Here is a 20475-nt window from a genome sequence, read left to right as displayed (position 1 = left end):
AGTGCCTCCCCCCGGCACTGGCTGTTTCTTTTTCAGAACCTCATCATTGCGATACGCACACCAACACGACCGGACGGTGTCGTGTTGGCATGACGGCCGGACGGCGTTTTGATGCTCATTGGTTGAGGATGTCAGATCTCTCCGTCAACCCTCGATGGGCGCGAGAATCTCGTATTCGTGGGCCGGGATGGTCAGGTGATATTCGATGCGGTCGGCCCGGGTGATGTACACGGCTTTCCCCGCGATCGCGATCGGCACGACGCGCTCCAGCACGGTCCGGGCAAAACTGGGCTCGTCATGGTCATGCGCGTCGTCTGCGTCGGGCAGATGTTCGATCCAGGCGAGCTCCAGCGCCGGCTTGTCGTCGAAGACGGTTTCGAAACAATCGAGCGTCAACGAATTCATGCCGGCGGCGATGGCCCCGTGGGACGCCGAGTTGACGATCAGTTCGTGCAGCGCGAGACCGATATGGAGCGCGGCATTCGGCGACAGGTGCGCATCGATACCGGTCGCCACGATCGGCATCCGGGGTTCCGACCAGTAGGCAGCAAACTGCTTTGCGGCGAGCGCAAAGAGGAAGGCGCCCCGCCAGCTGGAATCCGTCACGAGATCCTGGGAATAGGCCAGCGACTGGATCCGCCCCCGGAACTTCACCAGGAAACTGTCGAGCGACAGCGCCTGACGCGCCGTCTGCGTGGCGATACCCTGGATGATGGCAAGCAGGTTCTTCGAGCGGTGGCTCAGCTCGCGCAGGAGCGTCTTCAGCACGCGCTCCCGATGCCGGGTCTCGGAGATATCGGTGATGACGGACAGGATGCCGTCGGTGTCCTGTGCCGTGAACCGTTCAAGGTCGATGCGAAAGGTCATAAGGCCGGCCGAGGAAGGGAGCTCGACCTCCATGCAGTCGGCTTCCGCGGTTTCGAAGACCGCCTTTTTCAACGCAAGCAGCCGCTTGCCGTCGTCCTCGCCGAGGACATCCCGGTCGCCGTTTTCCTGGAGAAGACCGCTCAGCCTGTCGGGCAGATTCCCGGACAGCAGAACATCGAGAGAGCCTGACTGGAAAATGTACCCGGCGCCGGTTTTCCTGACGACGCGGTCCAGCAGTCCGATACTCTCTCCAGCGTTGACGGCTCTGGTCATGCCGCCTGGAGATGTTGAACTGCTTGCGCTGGTCACGCGGGGATGCCTCTTCATTCACTACAATACGGGGCGGCTGACGCGTTAACGAGACAAGGCCGGGTCCGTTCCATCATCCGTGACGATGATGCGAAGATGGCCGATCCATCGTTATCCGATGAGAGAAGCCGCGCCCGGAAGAGCGCGGCTCGAAGAGTTCATGCGAGGGAGTGGCAGGATCGGATCAGGCCGCAGCCTTGGTCGATTCGTTGAAGAACAGCGCCTGGCTGATCAGCGCCTTGACCATGTCCGGATTGAAGGGCTTCGTCACGAGGAAGGTCGGCTCGGGACGCTCGCCGGTCAGCAGACGTTCCGGGAAAGCCGTGATGAAGATGACCGGTACGGCCGATGTGCGCAGGATTTCGTTTACGGCGTCGATGCCCGAGCTGCCGTCGGCAAGCTGGATGTCGGCAAGAACCATGCTCGGCTGTGTCGCGTTGAAGAGAGCCACGGCCTCGTCACGCGTGCGGGCGATGCCCGTCACCCGATGACCGAGGCTTTCGACCATCTGCTCGATGTCGATCGCGATCAGCGGCTCATCCTCGATGATCATGATATCGGTGGCGACCTGACGCGAAATTTCTTCGGATGCACGCTCGATCAACTGTGCCATGCCGCTTTCCGACGTTCCCAGAACCTCGGCCGCTTCACTGGTACGGAAACCCTCGACGGACACGAGAAGGAAGGCCTGGCGGGCAAGCGGAGAGACCGATGCCAGATTGATGGAGGCCCGCTTCTCCCAGGCGAAGGGAGAGACCGGCTCGGGAATAAGGACGGAGGACGACCCGAACAGCTTCGTGTAGAGCTGGAAGAGGGCGACACGATCGCTGCTCGCTTCGGGGAAGATCGACATATCCGAGATCAGCGCCTCCAGAACGGCGGCGACATAGGCATCGCCCGATGTCTGGGACCCGGTCAATGCGCGGGAATACCGGCGCAGGTAGGGCAGGAACGGAGCGATCCGGGTAGACAGTGACATACAAAAACTCCCTCAATCCGGCCGAGGTTATGGCCATGACAGTTATGGGAACGTTGATCCAAAAAAAAGGTTCCGTCGCGGGAACAAATTTTTGTGCCGCGCATTTAGGCTCCGATCACCACGCGAGGTATTTCGTTTTCATGACCGACAAAACTGGGGCAAGTTCTGGAGCCGGCGAGCCGGTCCGGGCCGATCATCCACATGCGCAGATCGCTACGAAGCTGCGCGCTCTCTATGTCTCCGTCCAGGAGGAAGCCATTCCCGATCGTTTCCTCGATCTTCTCGAACAGCTGGACGCCGTCGAGCGTCGCCACGTTCCGGACGTTGCGAAATGAGCACCAAAATGACGGCCGAAGAACCCAGTTTCAAGCGCGAGATGCTGGCGGCCCTGCCGAGCCTGCGCGCTTTCGCAATGTCGCTGATCGGTCGCCACGACCGGGCGGACGATCTGGTGCAGGACACCATCATGAAGGCCTGGGCGAAGCAGGATCACTTCGAGATGGGCACCAACATGAAGGCGTGGCTTTTCACGATCCTGCGCAACGAGCTGTACAGCCAGATGCGCAAGCGCGGCCGCGAGGTGCAGGACAGTGACGGCTTCTTCACGGAATCGCTCGCCCAGCATCCCTCGCAATACGGGTCGCTCGATCTGCAGGATTTCAAGCGCGCGCTGAACATGTTGCCGCCGGACCAGCGGGAAGCGATCATTCTCGTCGGCGCCTCGGGTTTTTCCTACGAGGAAGCGGCGGAAATCTGCGGCTGCGCGCTCGGCACCATCAAGAGCCGGGTTAACCGCGCCCGGCAGCGGCTGTCCGATATTCTGCAGGTGACGGGCGAGAACGAATACGGCCCCGATGCGACCTCGGCGCCGCTGACATCGCGCGCCTTCGTCTCCTGACGCAGGGGCATTGTGATTGCACAATCGGCGCAAAAGGACATGCGCCGATTGTTGACCCTGTGCCTTTCGCCATTGCCGTCATGCGCAGGATCATGCAGATTCCGGTCGAAACGATTCATCCCTTGGGCCGCTCATCCGATCCGGGCGATGCCGCAGGCGAGTGCTGATGACTGACACCAGACCGGATTTGCTGCCAGATGTCCCCGCGGTCATCATGGACAAACAGAGGCTCGCCGCCTTGCGGTCGCTTGAGCCCGGCCGCCCCGGAATGTCTGCGGAATTCCAGGAGATCGTCGAGGTTGCGGCCGGCATCTTCGAGGCGCCGGTGGCGCTGCTGACCCTGATCGACGACCGGCGCGAATGGGTGGTGGCGCGTGTCGGCACCGATCTTTCCGACGTCGATGCCTTTACCTGTTTCGGTGCGCATGCGGTGGCCACGCAGCCTCTGGCACCCTTCGTCGTGCGCGATGCCGCAAAGGATCCCCGTTTTGCCGCCCAGCCCTGCGTTGTGGACGGCATCCGCTTCTATGCGGGAGCGCCCTTGCTGGTCGACGGTCATGCGGTGGGCATGGTCTGCGTCATCGACCGCGTGGCGCGCCTCGACGTGCCGGAGGCGCTGACGCGGCAATTGCAGCGGCTCGCCCGCATCGCTTCGCGCCTGATGAGCTTCAAGGAGGATGCGCGCGTCCGGGCCGCGCGGGCCGAAGTGCTCTCGCGGGACGAGAAGCGTCATGCCCAAGCGCTCGAGGCTGCCAATGTCGGCAGTTGGCTCTGGGATGCGGAGACCGGGCAGGTGACCTGCAACGCCGCGATGTCGCGCATGTTCGGCGTGACCGCGACCACCATGAGTCCACGCGACATCATCAGCTTCATTCACCCGGAAGATCGTCCCGGCATGCTGGACAGCCTGCGGGCCGCAATGACGGAAGATGCGGAATATGCAAGCACGTTCCGGGTCGAGACCACGGGGCGATGGGTGCTCGGGCGGGGGCGGGTGCACGAGCGGGATGCTTCGGGGAAACCCAGAAGCTTCCTCGGCGTCAATATCGACGTAACCGCCGAGCAATCCACCACGCAACGCACGCGCCTCTTGCTGCGCGAACTGAACCACCGGGTCAAGAACACGCTCGCCATGCTGCAGTCCCTAGCCCGGCAGACCCTGCGACAGACCAGTGATCCGCAGGAGTTCATGACGGCCTTTGCCGGACGTCTTCAGGCGATCTCGGAAGCCCATGGCCTTCTCTCGGACCATGAATGGGGCGAGATCCGGCTGTCGGCTCTGCTGAAGAAGCAGCTCTCGCCGCATGTGCGCGATTACGAGGCACAGATCGAAATTCACAAGGACGAGATCCTGCTCGGACCCGACCAAGCTGTCGGGCTCGGCCTCGTTCTCCACGAGCTGGCAACCAACGCCTACAAATACGGAGCGCTCTCCGTGCCCCGAGGGCGCATCGTCATCACGGCGCGAGGGCATCAGGAGGAGATCGGGCGCGTCCTCAATCTGACCTGGACGGAGGTCGGCGGACCGCCGGTGAAGGAGCCGGGCCGGCGCGGCTTCGGTTCGATCCTGATCGAGCGGAGCCTCGACAAGGTGATGGGCAGCTCCGTGAAGGTGGAATATCTCGCAGCCGGTGTCACGGCGCTTGTGCGGTTGCCGCTCTAACGCATGTCGCCCGAACGTGTGCAGCGGTTTCGGGAAACGACATGCATCAAGACAAGACCTTAACGCGCGTTGCGTGAGTGCTTTTTCACGCAACGCGCTTTCGGTTTTTCAGCTGCGGACACGAAAAAAGGCCCCGAAAGGCCTTTTGGAACGCGACGTGTTGCGGTCTCGTGCTCAGTCGTCGCTGCGGCCGCGCGTGACACCGAGAAGAGCGCCGACCGCCATCGCGACGCCGGCAGCCACAAGCGGCTTGCGGCGAAAGACGGTCAGGGCCGTCGTCATGGCGACATTGGTCTTCAACTGCGACTGGCGGCGACGTTCCGCAGCGCGGCGCTTCTCGGCAGACGCCATGGCCGACATGATGATGAAGAGAACGACCGCGATGGCGATGAAGACGCCGCCCATGATGAGGGTCGCCGGGATCATGCCATAGGCATTCGACAGCGCAATGGTGCCCGCGACGAGCAGGAAAACATAGGCGGTCAGGAAAAAGACGCCCGCGATCGACATAAAGATCGCGTTGCGTTTTGTCCGTGCGACAATCGTTGAAATGTCGCTGAGTACAACGCCTGACAGTAAGGCCGCCAAAGTCCCCATGCAAATTCTCCCTCAAATCCTCGAAAAAAGCCGCCCCTTTCCTCAGGGACGGCATTCAAACCCGCAAGGGTGGCTTAACGGCGCGACAGCGCGATGAAGGCGATACCGAGCGCTGCAATGGCGCCGACGGTCGCGAGAGGGTGTTCGCGCACGGTGTGACGAACCTGGCGCTCCGTCGACGCATAGCGATGACGAAGATCCGACAGGAGCTGTTCCGCACCGTCCACCATGTCGGCGAGGCCGGTTTCGGCCTGGCCGCGCACATCGCTTGCGCGCGACGACAGGAGGTTGCCGGCCTTGCTGCCGCGCTTGGAAACGAGGTTTGCAAGCGACGCGATGTCGTTGCGCAGATCGCTCAGCTGATCTTCGATGGCGCTACCCATCAGATGATGACGCTTGCGGCTGGACGAGCTGGAAAACAGACCGAGTGACATGCTTTACTCCTTGATGCCGCGGGTTCACGACGTTGGCCCAGACGGGTTGGCTGGAACAGGTGGCCGGGACACTCCGACCGTGTGCAGCGCAAACGCGGATGGCATCGATTTGTTCCCGGTGCAGGCGCCAGCGGCCCGCTGCAGCATGGGAACGCGGCGCGGGAGAGCGGCTAGGACATGGTCGTTTGCGGCAGGACAAACGGCATGCCGGATGGCGGCACGGCGCTGACCCGCATCGCGCAGCCGAAGACGGTTTCCATCATCTCGTCCGTCATGACCGCCCGCGGCGCGCCCGCCGCCACGACGCGCCCCTCTTTCATCATCACCACGTGATCGGCGAACATGGCCGTCAGGTTGAGATCGTGCATGACGGCGACGACACCGCCGCCGCGCCGGCAATAATCGGCAGCCAGGCGCATGACGGTCAGCTGGTGGCGGATGTCGAGGCTCGAGACAGGCTCGTCGAGGAGAAGGAAGGCCGGGCATCCATCGCGCACCGGCTCCCAGATCTGGCTCAGCGCGCGGGCGAGCTGGACGCGCTGCTGCTCGCCGCCCGAAAGCTCCTGGTAGAGCCGCCCGGCAAATCCGCCGAGGTCGACCGCCTCCAGCGCTTCCTCGGCAATGCGGTCTGCAGAGCCGTGCCCGGCCCGCGCCGCCGTCCCGCGGGACGAGGATGCGCCGACGGTGAGGCCCATGCGGACGATCTCGCGCACCGTGAAGGGGAAGGCGATGACGCTCGCCTGCGGGAGAACCGCGCGCCGGGTGGCCAGCTGCCAGGGTTGCAGGCTGCCGATGTCGTCGCCGCCGATCAGCACCCGGCCATCGCAGGCAAGCTCGCCGGCGATCGCCTTCAGCGTCGTCGTCTTGCCGGAGCCATTGGGTCCGACGATGGCGGTCATCTCGCCCGCTTGGGCCGTGAGGCTGACGTTATGGAGAACCGTCTTGCTGCCCATCCGGACGGTCACGTCGAGTGCTTCGATCATCGCGTTCACAAGCCCATCTGCGCGCGACCACGCAGGAGGATCCACAGGAAAAAGGGTGCGCCGGCGAAGGCGGTGATGATGCCGATCGGCAGTTCCGCCGGCGGCACGACGGTGCGGGCCACCATGTCGGCGACGATGAGCAGGGTGCCGCCAAGAAGGGCGGAGGCCGGCAGGAGATAGCGATTGTCCGGGCCGATGAGAAGGCGAAGAACATGTGGCACGACGATGCCGACGAAGCCGATACCGCCGCTGACGGCAACGGCCGCACCCGTCGAGGCGGCGACAGTGACGACGGCGACCGTTTTCAGGCGTTGCACCGGAACCCCCATGTGAAAGGCCGCGGCTTCGCCCAGTGTCAGCGCGTTGAGGCCGCGGGCGAGAAACGGAACGACGGCCAGCGACGCGAGGATGATGGGCGCGGCGGCTGCGATCTTCGTCCAGCTGGCGCCGGCGAGCGAGCCGAGCCCCCAGAAGGTCAGGTCGCGCAACTGTTTGTCGTCGGCAAGGAAGATGAGCACGCCCGTCACCGCGCCCGCGAGAGCGGCGAGGGCCACGCCGGCAAGCAGCATGGTGGCGACCGACGTCTGTCCGCCGCGGGTGGCGATCCGGTAAAGCAGGAAGGTCGTGACCAGCGCGCCGAAAAAGGCGGCGACCGGCAGGGCGTAGATCCCGACCAGCGTGAACAGTCCGGAGAACACGGAGGTGCCGAGAACGATCGTCACGACCGCACCGAGGCCCGCGCCGGCGGAGACGCCGACAAGGCCGGGATCGGCCAGCGGGTTGCGGAACAGGCCCTGCATCACGGCGCCGGAGACGGCGAGCGCCGCGCCGACCAGAAGGCCGAGCACGGCCCGGGGCAGGCGGATGTCGAGGATGATGATGCGATCGCGCAGGCTGAGCGCGGCGTCCGTGGTCTCCGTGCCCGTGAGCCAGCGCAGGAGATTGCCGACAGAGGCATCGGCAGCACCGGTCATGACCGACGCGCCGAAGGCGAAAAGGGTCACCGCCGCGAGAAACAGGATCAGCAGGCGCGCCAGGCCGGAGCGATCGCCGGCCTCCCGGTCTGCCCGGATCGCGGTGAGGGGAGAGGGGCTGCGCCGTCGCGGTGACGCAGAGGGCATGGGATGCCGGGTATCGCCTGCCGCCGTGTTACCGGGCTGCATGCGCGTCTCCGTAGATGGCGTCGTTCAGGTCCCGCACCGCACTTGCCGTGCGCGGGCCGAAGCCGAGGAGATGCAGGCCGTCCATGCGGATGACGCTTCCGGTTTCGGCTGCGGGCGTGAGGGCAAGGGCAGGGTGCCTGAAAAGTTCTTCGTCCGAGGCGCCATGCGAGCCGCCCCGCGTCATCATCAGCACCACATCCGGCTTCGCCGCGATCACCGCCTCGTCGGTGACAGGCTTGTATCCCTGAAACGTCGCCGTGGCATTGATGGCGCCGGACATCCGCACGATGGCATCTGCCGCCGTGCCCTTACCCGCTGCCATGATCTTTCCGCCCTGCATGCTGAGGATGAAGAGCACGCGCTTTTGCTCCGTTTCCGGTCGGGTTTCGGCATCGGCCAAAGCGGCATCGAGATCCGCCCTGACCCGCGCGGCCAGCGCGCCGGCCTTCTCATCGACCCCGAGCAGCGCGCCGACGCGGATGATCTTTTCGACGATGCCGGCACCGTCATAGCGTTCCGGTACGGTTTCCATCGGGATCGCCGCATTCTTGAGCAGGGTGAGCGTTTCCGGCGGACCGCTGCCCTCGACGGCAAGGATGGCGGTCGGGTTGGTGGCCATGATGCCCTCCGGCGAAAGCTGGCGCATATAGCCGACATCCGGAACCTTGAGAGCTGCCGCTGGGTAGAGGCTGGTGGAATCACGTCCGACCAACCGTCCCTCCTCGCCGAGCGCGTAGATGATCTCCGTCACGTCGCCGCCGACGGACACGAGACGGGACGTGTCGATCGAACCGGCGTCCTGCCCGAAGGCCGCTCCGCCGATCGTGAGCGATGCGGCGAGAACCAGACGGAAAAGAATGGCGCTTCGGCCGCGTTCGGATCGCAAGGTCATCGATCGGCTCCTCAGGCAGCAACGGTCAGATCGAGACGCGGCAGGGCTTCCATGATCGCGCGCCAGTCCTCGCGCTCGGCGACGCCTTCCTTGCGCTTGCCGAAGAACTGGATGACCATCTCGCCACGCGCGTCCAGCGCTTCGAGCGACGTCACATGCCCATCGGCCGTCGGCTTCCGGACGGCCCAGATCTCGGCCAGTTGATCGGTGCGCAGATGCAAATGGAAGGTCGGATCCATGACGTTGAGCCAGGGACCCATGGTCCCGATCGCCTCGACCGGGCCGGAATGGATCTGGATGATGCCCTGGTTGCCGACGAAGCACATCAGGGGCAGGGCAATGGCTGCCGAGCGCCGCATCATCGCCTCGACGGCGCTGGCGTCGAGGCGCCAGGCGTAGTCGTCGCCGATTGCGTGCAGGGCGGCGCGTCGTTCGATCTTCAGTTTCCGCAGGAGGCCATGGAACTGGTGCGTGTCGGTCATCCGGCTCCATCCGTCGCGAAGGCCGTCGGTATCGACCGCATGGTCCTCCACGGCGGCGACGGCCGCGGGCGCTTCGGCCGTGAAGACCTGCGACTGATCCTCGTGTGCGAAGTCCCGGACGAGACGGCGATAGGCATCGAGATCGGAGGCAGGGCGCAGGTGAACCTTGTGGACGGCCATGCCCTGCCGGTCGAAATACTGCAGGCTGCGGCGGATATCGTCGCCATCCGTCTTCGTGACGGCGAATGCATGCGCCCAAGCGCCGGGAAACACGCGCAGGTCGATGTCCTCACCGAGCACGATGGAGGCCGCCCGCGCGGTCTTCGGCGTTTCGAACACCCCGATCTTTTCGTGGACCGCGCTCTCATTGCGCGTCAGCGCCATGACCTCCCCGAGCTGCGGGGCAAACTCCAGGAGCCGGTTGGCGTCCGGGTCGATCCGGACGACGGTCAGCCCGCATTCGGCCGCCACGAGTGCCGCTTCGGAAATGCCGAGCTGCGCGGCAATGTCGCGCTCGCGCATCTTCGGGTGCTCGGCCCTGTAGGTGCGAATCTCTGCGGGAGAAGGGGAGGTCGGTTCGGTCATGTTTGGCTGCCTGGTTCTAGGGCTGGTTCTGGGGCGGGTTCTGGAGCGGGTGCTGGGCTGGTTCGCGGCGGATTCGGTCAGACGAGGACCCGGTGTCCAAGGATCGTTCGTCGGCCTTCTATCTTGACTTTATAACTCATCTTTTAATATGGACGCAATATGCCGGCATGCTTCCGTCGCGGAGGCCACGCTGGCCAGACCATCGTTCCGGAGTCCTGCATCATGATCCGTCGCCCGCTTGCGCACGTCGCCGCCCTTGCCCCTCTCGCGTTGTCGGCTCTCCTGCTGACGACGCCAGCCTTTCCGGCGGCAGCGCAGAACCCCCAGGCAGCGGTCGCCGCGCCCGCTGCCGGATTGTCGGTGGAACTCAATGATGTCGCGGCCTCCGAGCGCGGCTGCAAACTCACCTTCGTGGCGGGCAATGATCTGGCTCAGCCTCTGTCCAAGGTGTCGTTCGAATTCGTGCTGTTCGACCAGAAGGGGCGTGTCGAGCGGATGGCGGTTCTCGATTTTCGCGATCTTCCGGCAGGAAAGACGAAGGTCCGGCAATTCGATCTCGCGGGGACGAAATGCGATGCGCTGGACAGCCTCCTGATCAACGATGCGCCCGTCTGCGCAGGCGAAGGCATCGACAAGGGCGCCTGCATGCAGGGCCTCCGGACAGGCTCGAAGTCACCCGTGGGACTGAAGGGCTGAGCGGATACGGCAGACAGGCCTGAAAGGACAGGAACGTAGGATGAAGAAAGCCGTGAAATGGGCCCTGGCTCTTTCCCTCTCGGTCGCAGCCCATGCCGGTGCCGCGATCGCCTTCCTGCCGGATGCCGCGCCGCCGCCGCTCGCCGCCACGCAGGGCGGGGCGGAGATGGAGATCGCGCTTCTTGGAAATGCGTTCGAAGACACCGTCGAGTCGGGCGTCATCACCGATACGATCACGCCGGTGGAAACACCGCCGGAGGACGTCGCACCGCTTCAGCCCGAGACGGCGGAGCCCATGACGGAGCCCATGACGGAGGTGAGGACGGAGGCGGTGGCGCCGACGACGCCTGCGGAAACGGTGTCCGAACCGGTGCCGGAGACCCTGCCGTCAGACGCCGATGTTCTTTTACCCGCAGACTCCCTGCCGCCGGTCACGACCGCGGAACCCGACGTGGTGGCCGCGCTGCCGCCGGTAGCGACCGTCGTTCCCCAGACGCGGCCCGAGACTCCGCCCGAGGCAGCCAAGACGCCGTCGGCTCGCAAGGCGACGCCCGAAAAGGAAAAGAAGGCGGACCTCGAAACGCCGAAGAAAAAGCCGCAGCCGATCAAGGCGGGCAAGGACGGCCAGGCAGAGACCCGCAGCACCAAGGGTCGGGCCGACGGCTCGGAGGTTGCGTCCGCGGCCAGTTCGGGCAAGGGCGCGCAAGCGCGTGCGGCGGGGAACGCATCGTTCTCGAACTTCGAAGGCAAGGTCCGCAGCGCCCTCCAGCGGGCCGTCCGGTATCCTTCGCGTGCCGAGAGCAAGGGTGTGAAAGGCGTGGTCCAGGTGCAGTTCCTCGTGGCCGCCAATGGCAGCGTAAGCGGTCCGAAGGTCACCCGAAGCAGCGGTTCGCCGGTGTTGGACAAGGCAGCCCTGGATGCAGCCCGGCGGATGCGGTCTCCGAAAATCCCGGAAGAGTCCGGGCGCTCCTCATGGCTCTTCACCATTCCCATCACCTTTACCCGGTGAGTGCGCGACCCCGTTCGCCACGGGTTCCCACCACCGTTTAAAATATGACAAAATTGATCATGTTTTATCTTTACTCGGTTTATCAAGTTTATTAGGGTCCGGGCAGAAGGAGCCGCGCACGACGTGCCGGCAGAGGAAACCCGGAGATTCCCCATGGGCGACAAGCGTCAGCAACAGCGGACCAAGCAGAAGCGTGGCGCCGGACCAACGCCTGCCGCGCCCGCGGGACCGGAGGCACGCGGGGAGGCGCAGGCGCTGGACGTCCGCAGTTTTCTTTATGTCGGCGGACGGGATTGTCAGGTGGCCCACCTTCGCCAGATCGCCAGCAATTTCGGGGCGGAACTGATCCATCATGATGGCGGCCTGCGCGAGGCGGTTTCTCGGATCGACAACGTGCTGCCCTCCGTCGACTGCGTTTTCTGCCCGATCGATTGCATCAGCCACGATGCCTGCCTGCGCGTGAAGACCGGGTGCAAGAAGTTCGGCAAGGCCTTCGTGCCCTTGCGCAACGGCAGCAAGTCCAGCCTCGAACGTGCCCTGCACGATCTGAAGGCCGCGCGGTCGCAGACAAACTGAAGCAGCGGCCGATGCCAAACCCGATGCGTTTTTCACCTCTGGGGCTTCACCCGACGGCGTCGCTCGATACGTTGCGGAGCCTGTGCGCAGCACCGGGGCCGGATGCGAAGGTCGTGCCGCTTCTGCCGCGGCGGGCGCGTTCCTGCCACGCGGGACTTGCGTGCGGCGAGCGCGCCGTTATCTCTCTCGTTCCGCAAAGGGACCAAGGGATTGCCCCGAAGCGCCGATCGAAGGAGATGTGAAGCGATGTATGTTGCCATGAACCGGTTCCGGATTGCACTCGGCCATGAAGAGGCTTTCGAGGCGATCTGGAAGAACAGAGACTCGAGTCTCGCCGAGAATCCGGGCTTCAAGACGTTTCAGCTGTTGCGCGGCCAGACCCATACGGACGAAGGTTATACCCTGTTCGTCTCGTCCTCGAGCTGGAACAGCCACGAGGATTTCGTCGCCTGGACCAGATCCGAGAATTTTCGCGCAGCCCATCGCAATGCCGGCGACAATCGCGCGCTGTATCTCGGTCCGCCGGTCTTTGAAGGCTTTGCTGTTGTAGGCGGCGCTTGAAGTCGCTGCCTGGTTGATTCCGCAAATGTCGCCAAGGGACTGACACATCAGGAGATTGTCGTCGGTTGGCAAAGCCCTTGGGGTCAGGACTTTTTCGGCAGGAGCGCGCCGACGACGAGCAAGGCCCATCCGGCCATCATGATCACACCGCCGAGAGGCGCCGACATGGGGAAGAGCCCGTGGTCGGTGATATGGCGCAGCGCGAGATCGCCTGCAAAGATCGCGGTGCCCACGGCCATGCTCGTCCCGGCCGCCGCCCCGAGCCGGATGTGACGGGCGGAACCCGACAGCGCGAGAAGTGCTGGGGCATGGGCAAGACACATGGCCGAGGCCCCGCCGAGGAGCCGGGGATCGCCGCCATGCGAGGCCGCAGCCGCCAGGGCGACGCCGCAAAGGCCGAGAAGGCCCGAGGCGGCCAGAAACAGGGATTGCGTGCGATCGGCCATGGCTAACCTTCCTGGTTCTGCATGTGATGGGCGAGCCGCGTCACGGGCTCCAGGATGATCCGGCGAAGCTCCGGGTGAACGACCGTTTCGTCCAGCGCCGTGTTGAAACAGAAGAGCCAGCCTTCGACCTCCTCTGCACCGATGGACGCGCCGAAATGGCGGCGGCGCAGCATCGGGTGGCCATGCTTGTCGGTGTAGAGCGGAGGCCCTCCGAGCCATCCCGTCAGATAGTCATAGAGCTTTGCCTCGCTGCCGGCGAGCGACGGCGGATGGACCGCCCGGCAGGCGGCGGCTTCGGGCGCACTGTCCATGATCTCGTAGAAACGGCGCGTCAGCATCCGGACGGTGGCATCGCCGCCGATCGCGTCGTAGAGGGTGGTGCTGCGGGCGTCGTCCATGGCGGATACTCTGGCGGGTTGGCAGGGGAGGCACATCTTCACGGCTCCGGTGAAGCTCTTAAACCCGATTGGCAGGCAAGAGAAGATTCCTTAGCGGATTCAATTGCTCGCCGGCGTCAACGCAGACGGTGAATCAGGCTCGCCTGCGCCGTGGCGGCGTCGTCGCGATCGGCCCTTGACCCGGGCTCCGGCCGGACCGAAGATCGTTTCTTCCCGATGCGCGGAGGCTGCCGTGAACCCCTTGATGCTGTACGCCCTGCTGGTGGTTGCCATCGTCTTCGAAGTGCTCGGCACCTCGGCCATGCAGGCGGCCCAGCACTTCTCCAAGCTTGGGCCGACGCTGGTCATGATCGGCTGCTATGCCGTTGCGTTCTTCTGTCTGTCCTACACGCTGCGCGCCATTCCGGTCGGCATCGCCTATGCGATCTGGAGCGGTCTCGGGATCGTCCTCATTTCCCTCGTCGGCGTCGTTGCCTTCGGGCAGAGACTGGACCTGCCGGCCGTGCTCGGGCTTGGACGGATCATCTCGGGCGTCATCGTCATCAACGTTTTTTCCAAATCGGTCGTTCACTGAACGAAGCATCGGCAAGGTTCGCCCGCGGTACGCCCGCCTGTCTTGCCCTTGGCCGATTTCCGGTTTATCGCTGGTCCTGCAAGCGCTTTGGATCGCTGCCAATCGGCGTTCGCGGAACCTTTTCAGCCGTCGGGCCTTGCTGGCTTCGGGGTCGTTTCAGAATTTTTCCAGGAGATCATCATGTCCATCCGTGCCGTCGTCTGGGGCGAGAATATCCATGAGCAAACGAATGCGATCGTCGGCAGCGTCTACCCGAACGGGATGCACACGGCCATCGCCGCCGCCCTCAACGAGCATCCGAACATCGAGGCGACGACCGCAACGCTGCAGGAGCCGGAGCATGGCCTTTCCGAACAACGCCTTGCCGCGACCGACGTGCTTCTCTGGTGGGGCCACAAGGCGCATGGCGAGGTCGCGGACGAGATCGTCGAGCGTGTGGCCAGGCGTGTCTGGGAAGGCATGGGGTTGATCGTCCTTCACTCCGGGCATTTTGCAAAGCCGTTCAAGCGCTTGATGGGCACACCCTGTGCGCTGAAATGGCGCGAGGCGGGCGAGCGCGAACGCGTCTGGGTCGTCAATCCGCGTCACCCGATCGCCGAAGGGCTCGACGACCATTTCGTGCTCGAGAATGAAGAAATGTATGGCGAGCAGTTTTCGGTGCCGGAGCCGCTGGAGACGGTGTTCATCTCGTGGTTTGCCGGCGGCGAAGTGTTCCGCTCTGGCCTCACCTGGCGTCGTGGAGCCGGCAACATCTTCTATTTCCGTCCGGGTCACGAGACCTATCCGACCTATTACGATGAGAATGTGAAAACGGTGCTGAAGAACGCGGTGCGCTGGGCTTACAACCCGCAAGGGGCGCTGACGTCGATCCATGATGCGCCGAACGTTCCCGTCGAGCAGGCGCTCGAGCCGATCACCGAGCGCGGTCCGCGCCTGCACAAGGCCGGGGAAGAGGGATACAAGTGATGGCCCCCATCCGTATCCTCATTCTCGGCACGGGTGGGATGGCGAACACCCATGCGATGAATTTCGCGACGATCGCGGACGCCGTACTGGTGGCCGCTGTCGACGTGGATCTTGCCCGCGTGCGCTCGTTTGCGCTTCGCCACGACATCCCCACGACCTTCACCTCGCTAGACGAGGCCATCGCCTGGGGCGCTTTCGATGCCGTCGCCAATGTGACGCCGGACAGGGTGCACCATGCGACGACGCTGCAACTGCTGGCGGCCGGCAAGCACGTGCTCTGCGAAAAGCCGCTCGCGGAAGATTTTGCCAAGGCGGACGAGATGGCGACGGCTGCCGAAAAATCCGGTCTGGTGACGATGGTGAACCTCACCTATCGCAACGTCGCCGCCGTGCAGAAGGCGCGGCAGCTGGTGATCTCCGGAGAGATCGGACAGGTGCGCCATATCGAGGCCTCGTATCTGCAGAGCTGGCTGGTGTCGAAGGCCTGGGGCGACTGGGCGACCGAGTCGCAGTGGTTGTGGCGGCTGTCGACCAAGCACGGCTCGAACGGCGTGCTCGGCGATGTCGGCATCCATATTCTCGATTTTGTCGGCTATGGCGCGGCCACCGAGATCGACCATGTGTTCGCGCGGCTGAAGACCTTCGACAAGGCGCCGGGAAACCGGATCGGCGAGTATGATCTCGATGCGAATGACAGCTTCACGATGACCGCCGAATTTACGAACGGGGCCATGGGCGTCATCCATGCCAGCCGCTGGGCCGTCGGCCACCTCAACGAATTGCGCCTTCGGGTGCATGGCGACAAGGGCGCGTTGGAGGTGGTGCACATGCCGGATGGGTCGACGCTGCGCGCCTGCCTTGGCGCCGACGTGGAGAAAGGCGTCTGGCAGACCATCGACCCCGGCACCGTGTTCACCAACTATCAGCGCTTCATCGACGCCATCAAGATCGGCAAGACGGCGGAGCCCGGCTTCCGCCATGCCGCCGACCTGCAGAAGGTGCTGGACCTCGCTTTGGAGACGGAGCGGGAACGCCGGGAGATGGCGGTTTCAGGCACCTGAGGCCGCCGGACGGCGAACTCCGCATCCCGAAACGGCCAGCCGCACATCACTGCCCCGTTGCCGTCTCCAGCGTGTTGCCGACCGAGCGTCCGAGACGATCCACTTGGCCGCGATAGTTTTCGCGGGTCTTCGGGTCGAAGATGAGGATCGGGGTGCTCACCGCGATGCTGGCAGCGCTGCCGACGGTCTGCGCGGTGCCGAGCGCGACGGCACCGACGCGTTCGCCGAGGCCGACATCGCTGTCGGTCACGGTCTGGCCGGCGATCAGCCGGTTGCCGAGCAGTTTTACCACTTCCGGGCTTTCGGCGAACTTGCCATGGTTGAGGCGATCGCCGGTTTGCAGGGCTGTCAGGTCGAGGACGGTGATGCCGGCCTTTTCCAGGTTGGTGCGATAGGGCTCCTGCGTCGGATCGATCTGGCCGAGCCGTTCGACATTGCCGGAAATCCGCCGCGAGATCGAAAGCGCGCGATCGTCGCGCGAGACGAACAGGGTGAACTTCGGCTTGTCCGGCCCCATCGCCTCCCACTGCTTTCCGAAAACGTCGACGTCGAGATCCGGTGAAGCAAGGATCACGTTGTTGATCTTCGGCGCCACGCGGCCGTCTCGGATCGCCATCTGGCGCAGGGCCTCGACCGTGACCCACGAGCCCATCGAGTGCGCCATCACCGTGACGTCGGACACGCGCGGGTCCTTGGCGGTCCGGCGCAGCAAGTCTTCCAGCGCGTCGCGGGAGTAGTTGGTGCTTTCCTTGTCGTAGTTGTAGTCGAAGATGCTGGCGCGCGACGGCCAGGTGAAGATGATCGGCGCCACGTCGGCGCGGCTGTCATGGACGATCTGCGCGAAGCGATAGACCGCGTCCTCGTACCGGTTGTTGAAACCGTGGACGAAGATGAGCACGCGGCGGCTCTTGGGCAGCGAATCGCGCGTCCAGGTCTCCACCTCGGCGCGCTCGGCGAGCGGCGTTACCGAGACGGTCGAAAATTCCTTCGCAGGATTGGCCGGCAGGCGCTTCGGCCACTGGACCTGGCCGATCTTGCGGTTCTTGTCGGGCGGAATGGACACGACGATCTCGGCCGCTGTCAGCTCGGTCCCACGCTCGCCGCCGTAGAGAACGCCGGCCTGCTCAGAGGGCGCACGCGTGGTCGCAACGAGCATGTCGACTTGCGTGGCGCCCGGCGCCGTGCCGGAGGGGATGAGGACGCCGACGGGGCGGCCTGCGCAGGCCGAAAGCCCGAGTGCGAGAGCAAGACAGGCCGCGATCCGCAAGGATCGGCGCGCCGCGCTTGGGCCGCGGGGGGCGGACGGTACCGGACATCCTGTCCGCTGCTCTGTCATCATGACGGAAACCTTCATCTGTTCGTCCGAGACTTGGCAGATTTCCCGAGCGACGGAAAACCGTTTCTCCGCAAATCGATAATTGCGCAGATACCGTCACCGGAATGACACGGTCGCTCAGCGTTGTGCACTGCCTAATTTGTTTGCACGCGCAGTGTTGCCAGCCCATCTGCCATTGTCTAGCATGCATTTTGCCGACAGATATTTGCCGCCTTATGTCCCGGCTACTGTCATGTTTTGGAAGGTCTTTTGGTCATGCAGGCAGTTTTCGACGGGCATAACGACGTGCTCTTGCGGCTCTGGAGCCATGCACGGGCCGGGCATGATCCCGTTGCGGAATTCCGGGATGGCACGATGTCCGGGCACATCGACGCCCCGCGTGCTGCCAAGGGAGGGCTCGCGGGTGGGCTCTGCGCCATCTATATTCCCTCGGGCGACCTCGTCCTGAAGCAGCCGGATGCCGAGGGGCATTATGTGACACCGATGTCGGCGCCTTTGGAGCGTGGGCCCTCGCTGGAGATTGCCCTGCAGTTTGCGGCCATTGCGTTGCGTCTCGATCAGGCGAAGGCCTGGCGGCTCTGCCGCACGACGGCGGACATCCGCAAGGCGATGGCGGACGGCATTTTCGCGGCTGTCCTGCACATGGAAGGATGCGAGGCGATCGACGCCGATCTCGCCGCGCTCGAAACCTTCTACGCCGCCGGTCTGCGATCGCTCGGCCCTGTCTGGAGCCGTCACAACATTTTTGCCCACGGCGTGCCCTTCGCCTATCCGATGGATCCAGACACGGGGCCGGGGCTGACGGATGCCGGTTTCGCGCTGGTCCGGGCCTGCGACCGGCTCGGGATCGCGATCGATCTCGCCCATATTACCGAAAAGGGTTTCTGGGATGTGGCCAAGACGAGTTCGGCGCCGCTGATCGCCAGCCATTCAAACGCCCATGCCCTGACGCCTGTCGCCCGCAACCTGACCGACCGGCAGATGGATGCGATCCGTGAAAGCGGCGGGCTGGCCGGCGTCAACTACGCAACGACCATGCTGCGCCCGGACGGGCAGGAAAACGCGGCCACGCCGCTGTCCGACATGGTGCGCCATATCGATTACATGGTCGACCGCATGGGCATCGATTGCGTCGCGCTCGGATCGGACTTCGATGGTGCGACCATTCCGGCCGAAATCGCGGATGCCAGTGGAAACCAGAACCTGATTGCTGCTCTGCGGAGCGCCGGTTATGGTGAGGACGATCTTACCAAGATGTGCCGGGAAAACTGGCTGCGGGTTCTTGCCAAGGTCTGGCACGAGACCGACCAAGGCTGACGATCAACGGCCGCAAAGGCCAGAAGAAAAGGGAACAGAGCGATGATGCATTCTTTCGGCACGACGATGCGACGGTTGACGGCAGGGGCGGCGATCGCCCTGATCATGGCGGCAGCGGCGCCGGCCTATGCCGCAACGCCGGCGGATACGCTGGTCCAGGCCTGGGCAATCGACGACATCATCTCCATGGATCCGGGCGAGGCGTTCGAAATCTCGACGGCGGAAATCACCGCCAACACCTATAGCCTTCTCGTCCGGCTCGATCTGGCCGACACCTCCAAGGTCAAGGGGGACCTGGCCGAAAGCTGGACGGTGTCCGACGACGGTCTTACCTTTACGTTCAAGCTGAAGCCCGGCATGACCTTTGCCTCCGGGAACCCGATCACCGCCGAAGACGTGGCCTGGTCGATCGAGCGCGTCATCAAGATGGACAAGAGCCCGGCCTTCATCCTGACGCAGTTCGGCCTGAACGGCGACAACGTGACCGAGAAGGCCAAGGCCGTCGATCCGACCACCTTCACGCTGACGGTCGACAAGCCTTACGCACCGAGCTTCGTGCTGAACTGCCTGACGGCCACCGTGGGCTCGATCGTCGACAAGAAGCTCGTGATGGAGCATGTCGCGCCTGTCGAGAAGACGGCTGAAAACAAGTATGACAACGATTTCGGCAATGCCTGGCTGAAGACCAATTTTGCGGGCTCCGGTCCGTTCAAGCTGCGGGAATGGCGTGCCAACGAGGTCGTCGTGCTGGAGCGCAACGACACGTATTTCGGCGAGAAGCCCAAGCTGGCCCGCGTCATCTATCGCCACCTCAAGGAGAGCTCGGGTCAGCGACTGGCGCTGGAAAACGGCGATATCGACATCGCCCGCAACCTCGAACCGAACGACCTCGAATCCACGGCCGGCAAGGAGGACATCGTCCAGACCAGCGCGCCGAAGGGCACGGTGTTCTATTTCAGCCTGAACCAGAAGAATCCCAACCTTGCCAAGCCCGAAGTGATCGAGGCCTTCAAGTATCTGGTCGACTACAACGCCATCGGTTCCACCCTGATCAAGGGCGTGGGCGAGGTGCACCAGACCTTCCTGCCGAAGGGGGTCCTTGGCGAACTGGATGAGAAACCCTTCACGTTCGACGTCGCAAAGGCCAAGGAACTGCTGGCGAAGGCTGGCTTGCCCGACGGCTTTACTGTGACCATGGATGTGCGCAGCAACCAGCCGACCACGGGTATCGCGGAGTCGATCCAGCAGACGGCTGCGCAGGCGGGCATCAAGATCGATATCATCCCGGGTGACGGCAAGCAGACGCTCACAAAGTTCCGCGCCCGCACTCACGACATCTATATCGGTGTCTGGGGACAGGATTACTTCGATCCGAATTCGAACGCCGAAACCTTCACGATCAACTACGACAATTCCGACGAGGGCAAGAACAAGACGCTGGCCTGGCGGAATGCCTGGGACGTTCCGGACCTGACGGAGCAGACCAAGGCCGCTCTCCTGGAAAAGGATCCGACGAAGCGCGCGGACATCTACAAGGGCCTGCAGAAGGCCGTTCTCGAGCGCGGCCCGTTTGTGGTGATCTACCAGCAGATCGAAGTGGCCGGGGCGCGCAAGAACGTGCAGAACTTCAAGCTCGGGCCGAGCTTCGACACCACGTTCCTCGGTGGCGTCACCAAGGAATAG

General features: G+C 64.0%; 23 protein-coding genes. 12 read left to right on the top strand and 11 right to left on the bottom strand.

Annotation, left to right across the window (positions count from 1 at the left end; genetic code table 11):
• Nucleotides 1–144: 144 nt before the first annotated feature.
• Nucleotides 145–1140, bottom strand: coding sequence for a sensor histidine kinase (locus ASG03_RS18250; protein ID WP_062694963.1), 996 nt, complete (start codon nt 1138–1140; stop codon nt 145–147).
• Between the two features lie 220 nt (nt 1141–1360).
• Nucleotides 1361–2155, bottom strand: a complete 795-nt coding sequence (locus ASG03_RS18245; RefSeq protein ID WP_062476437.1) for a response regulator — start codon at nt 2153–2155, stop codon at nt 1361–1363.
• A gap of 140 nt (nt 2156–2295) precedes the next feature.
• Here ASG03_RS18245 and ASG03_RS18240 point away from each other — a divergent pair, with 140 nt between their 5' ends.
• The 3 genes from ASG03_RS18240 (at nt 2296) to ASG03_RS18230 (ending at nt 4716) form a co-directional block, all read left to right on the top strand.
• Complete coding sequence (locus ASG03_RS18240) at nt 2296–2490, top strand: NepR family anti-sigma factor (protein ID WP_062476434.1); 195 nt, start codon at nt 2296–2298, stop codon at nt 2488–2490.
• An 8-nt stretch (nt 2491–2498) separates the two neighbouring features.
• A complete protein-coding gene (locus ASG03_RS18235; RefSeq protein ID WP_062477108.1) occupies nt 2499–3053 on the top strand; it encodes an RNA polymerase sigma factor in 555 nt (184 codons plus the stop codon).
• A gap of 166 nt (nt 3054–3219) precedes the next feature.
• Complete coding sequence (locus tag ASG03_RS18230) at nt 3220–4716, top strand: sensor histidine kinase (RefSeq protein ID WP_062476431.1); 1497 nt, start codon at nt 3220–3222, stop codon at nt 4714–4716.
• Between the two features lie 174 nt (nt 4717–4890).
• Here the strand turns inward: ASG03_RS18230 and ASG03_RS18225 are convergent, their stop codons facing one another.
• The 6 genes from ASG03_RS18225 to ASG03_RS18200 form a co-directional block, all read right to left on the bottom strand.
• Nucleotides 4891–5313, bottom strand: a complete 423-nt coding sequence (locus tag ASG03_RS18225) for a phage holin family protein (protein ID WP_082475835.1) — start codon at nt 5311–5313, stop codon at nt 4891–4893.
• Nucleotides 5314–5387: 74 nt separating this feature from the next.
• Entirely contained in the window at nt 5388–5747 is a 360-nt protein-coding gene (locus tag ASG03_RS18220) for a DUF883 family protein (protein ID WP_062694961.1), read from the bottom strand.
• A 170-nt stretch (nt 5748–5917) separates the two neighbouring features.
• Nucleotides 5918–6730, bottom strand: coding sequence for a heme ABC transporter ATP-binding protein (locus ASG03_RS18215; protein WP_062476422.1), 813 nt, complete (start codon nt 6728–6730; stop codon nt 5918–5920).
• Nucleotides 6731–6735: 5 nt separating this feature from the next.
• Nucleotides 6736–7851 carry a FecCD family ABC transporter permease gene (locus tag ASG03_RS18210; RefSeq protein ID WP_082475870.1) on the bottom strand — a complete coding sequence of 372 codons (1116 nt, stop codon included), beginning with the start codon at nt 7849–7851 and terminating at the stop codon, nt 6736–6738.
• A gap of 28 nt (nt 7852–7879) precedes the next feature.
• Entirely contained in the window at nt 7880–8785 is a 906-nt protein-coding gene (locus tag ASG03_RS18205) for an ABC transporter substrate-binding protein (RefSeq protein WP_082475834.1), read from the bottom strand.
• 11 nt (nt 8786–8796) lie between these two features.
• Nucleotides 8797–9852: a hemin-degrading factor gene (locus ASG03_RS18200; RefSeq protein ID WP_062694959.1), complete on the bottom strand. Its 1056-nt coding sequence runs from the start codon at nt 9850–9852 to the stop codon at nt 8797–8799.
• 222 nt (nt 9853–10074) lie between these two features.
• Here ASG03_RS18200 and ASG03_RS18195 point away from each other — a divergent pair, with 222 nt between their 5' ends.
• The 4 genes from ASG03_RS18195 (at nt 10075) to ASG03_RS18180 (ending at nt 12694) form a co-directional block, all read left to right on the top strand.
• Nucleotides 10075–10548, top strand: a complete 474-nt coding sequence (locus ASG03_RS18195) for a hypothetical protein (protein WP_156379790.1) — start codon at nt 10075–10077, stop codon at nt 10546–10548.
• 40 nt (nt 10549–10588) lie between these two features.
• Complete coding sequence (locus ASG03_RS18190; RefSeq protein ID WP_062694957.1) at nt 10589–11557, top strand: TonB family protein; 969 nt, start codon at nt 10589–10591, stop codon at nt 11555–11557.
• A 153-nt stretch (nt 11558–11710) separates the two neighbouring features.
• A complete protein-coding gene (locus ASG03_RS18185; protein ID WP_062476413.1) occupies nt 11711–12133 on the top strand; it encodes a DUF2325 domain-containing protein in 423 nt (140 codons plus the stop codon).
• 246 nt (nt 12134–12379) lie between these two features.
• A complete protein-coding gene (locus ASG03_RS18180; RefSeq protein ID WP_062694955.1) occupies nt 12380–12694 on the top strand; it encodes an antibiotic biosynthesis monooxygenase family protein in 315 nt (104 codons plus the stop codon).
• 83 nt (nt 12695–12777) lie between these two features.
• Here the strand turns inward: ASG03_RS18180 and ASG03_RS18175 are convergent, their stop codons facing one another.
• Together ASG03_RS18175 and ASG03_RS18170 are read right to left on the bottom strand one after the other, a co-directional pair.
• Nucleotides 12778–13140: a DUF423 domain-containing protein gene (locus tag ASG03_RS18175; RefSeq protein WP_062476408.1), complete on the bottom strand. Its 363-nt coding sequence runs from the start codon at nt 13138–13140 to the stop codon at nt 12778–12780.
• Between the two features lie 2 nt (nt 13141–13142).
• The gene (locus tag ASG03_RS18170; RefSeq protein WP_062694953.1) at nt 13143–13538 is read right to left on the bottom strand and encodes a globin domain-containing protein; all 396 of its coding nucleotides are present in this window, start codon (nt 13536–13538) and stop codon (nt 13143–13145) included.
• A 241-nt stretch (nt 13539–13779) separates the two neighbouring features.
• Here ASG03_RS18170 and ASG03_RS18165 point away from each other — a divergent pair, with 241 nt between their 5' ends.
• The 3 genes from ASG03_RS18165 (at nt 13780) to ASG03_RS18155 (ending at nt 16139) form a co-directional block, all read left to right on the top strand.
• On the top strand, nt 13780–14112 hold the full coding sequence (locus tag ASG03_RS18165; protein WP_443216638.1) for an SMR family transporter: 333 nt from the start codon (nt 13780–13782) through the stop codon (nt 14110–14112).
• 180 nt (nt 14113–14292) lie between these two features.
• Entirely contained in the window at nt 14293–15078 is a 786-nt protein-coding gene (locus tag ASG03_RS18160) for a ThuA domain-containing protein (RefSeq protein ID WP_062477096.1), read from the top strand.
• Nucleotides 15079–15086: 8 nt separating this feature from the next.
• Nucleotides 15087–16139 carry a Gfo/Idh/MocA family protein gene (locus tag ASG03_RS18155; RefSeq protein WP_062477094.1) on the top strand — a complete coding sequence of 351 codons (1053 nt, stop codon included), beginning with the start codon at nt 15087–15089 and terminating at the stop codon, nt 16137–16139.
• 46 nt (nt 16140–16185) lie between these two features.
• On the opposite strand, the gene ASG03_RS18150 is transcribed toward ASG03_RS18155, so the two are convergent.
• The gene (locus ASG03_RS18150) at nt 16186–17493 is read right to left on the bottom strand and encodes an alpha/beta hydrolase (protein WP_244475304.1); all 1308 of its coding nucleotides are present in this window, start codon (nt 17491–17493) and stop codon (nt 16186–16188) included.
• 237 nt (nt 17494–17730) lie between these two features.
• Between ASG03_RS18150 and ASG03_RS18145 the strand changes: the two genes are divergently transcribed.
• On the top strand, nt 17731–18792 hold the full coding sequence (locus ASG03_RS18145; RefSeq protein ID WP_062694949.1) for a dipeptidase: 1062 nt from the start codon (nt 17731–17733) through the stop codon (nt 18790–18792).
• Nucleotides 18793–18834: 42 nt separating this feature from the next.
• On the top strand, nt 18835–20475 hold the full coding sequence (locus ASG03_RS18140) for an ABC transporter substrate-binding protein (RefSeq protein WP_062476397.1): 1641 nt from the start codon (nt 18835–18837) through the stop codon (nt 20473–20475).

Source organism: Rhizobium sp. Leaf341 (genome assembly GCF_001424325.1).
Lineage (GTDB): Bacteria > Pseudomonadota > Alphaproteobacteria > Rhizobiales > Rhizobiaceae > Ferranicluibacter.
Note: the sequence above shows the minus strand (reverse complement) of the source record. Positions and strands in the feature narration are given on the sequence as shown.

Bases quoted from the DNA above. Each gene is read 5' to 3' on its own strand.
- ASG03_RS18195 (WP_156379790.1), top strand. From the start codon at position 10,075: ATGATCCGTCGCCCGCTTGCGCACGTCGCCGCCCTTGCCCCTCTCGCG.
- ASG03_RS18180 (WP_062694955.1), top strand. From the start codon at position 12,380: ATGTATGTTGCCATGAACCGGTTCCGGATTGCACTCGGCCATGAAGAG.
- ASG03_RS18210 (WP_082475870.1), bottom strand. From the start codon at position 7,851: ATGCCCTCTGCGTCACCGCGACGGCGCAGCCCCTCTCCCCTCACCGCG.
- ASG03_RS18215 (WP_062476422.1), bottom strand. From the start codon at position 6,730: ATGATCGAAGCACTCGACGTGACCGTCCGGATGGGCAGCAAGACGGTT.
- ASG03_RS18160 (WP_062477096.1), top strand. From the start codon at position 14,293: ATGTCCATCCGTGCCGTCGTCTGGGGCGAGAATATCCATGAGCAAACG.
- ASG03_RS18235 (WP_062477108.1), top strand. From the start codon at position 2,499: ATGACGGCCGAAGAACCCAGTTTCAAGCGCGAGATGCTGGCGGCCCTG.
- ASG03_RS18150 (WP_244475304.1), bottom strand. From the start codon at position 17,493: ATGAAGGTTTCCGTCATGATGACAGAGCAGCGGACAGGATGTCCGGTA.
- ASG03_RS18230 (WP_062476431.1), top strand. From the start codon at position 3,220: ATGACTGACACCAGACCGGATTTGCTGCCAGATGTCCCCGCGGTCATC.
- ASG03_RS18145 (WP_062694949.1), top strand. From the start codon at position 17,731: ATGCAGGCAGTTTTCGACGGGCATAACGACGTGCTCTTGCGGCTCTGG.
- ASG03_RS18245 (WP_062476437.1), bottom strand. From the start codon at position 2,155: ATGTCACTGTCTACCCGGATCGCTCCGTTCCTGCCCTACCTGCGCCGG.
- ASG03_RS18185 (WP_062476413.1), top strand. From the start codon at position 11,711: ATGGGCGACAAGCGTCAGCAACAGCGGACCAAGCAGAAGCGTGGCGCC.
- ASG03_RS18170 (WP_062694953.1), bottom strand. From the start codon at position 13,538: ATGGACGACGCCCGCAGCACCACCCTCTACGACGCGATCGGCGGCGAT.
- ASG03_RS18250 (WP_062694963.1), bottom strand. From the start codon at position 1,140: ATGACCAGAGCCGTCAACGCTGGAGAGAGTATCGGACTGCTGGACCGC.
- ASG03_RS18175 (WP_062476408.1), bottom strand. From the start codon at position 13,140: ATGGCCGATCGCACGCAATCCCTGTTTCTGGCCGCCTCGGGCCTTCTC.
- ASG03_RS18200 (WP_062694959.1), bottom strand. From the start codon at position 9,852: ATGACCGAACCGACCTCCCCTTCTCCCGCAGAGATTCGCACCTACAGG.
- ASG03_RS18190 (WP_062694957.1), top strand. From the start codon at position 10,589: ATGAAGAAAGCCGTGAAATGGGCCCTGGCTCTTTCCCTCTCGGTCGCA.
- ASG03_RS18240 (WP_062476434.1), top strand. From the start codon at position 2,296: ATGACCGACAAAACTGGGGCAAGTTCTGGAGCCGGCGAGCCGGTCCGG.
- ASG03_RS18220 (WP_062694961.1), bottom strand. From the start codon at position 5,747: ATGTCACTCGGTCTGTTTTCCAGCTCGTCCAGCCGCAAGCGTCATCAT.
- ASG03_RS18140 (WP_062476397.1), top strand. From the start codon at position 18,835: ATGATGCATTCTTTCGGCACGACGATGCGACGGTTGACGGCAGGGGCG.
- ASG03_RS18205 (WP_082475834.1), bottom strand. From the start codon at position 8,785: ATGACCTTGCGATCCGAACGCGGCCGAAGCGCCATTCTTTTCCGTCTG.
- ASG03_RS18225 (WP_082475835.1), bottom strand. From the start codon at position 5,313: ATGGGGACTTTGGCGGCCTTACTGTCAGGCGTTGTACTCAGCGACATT.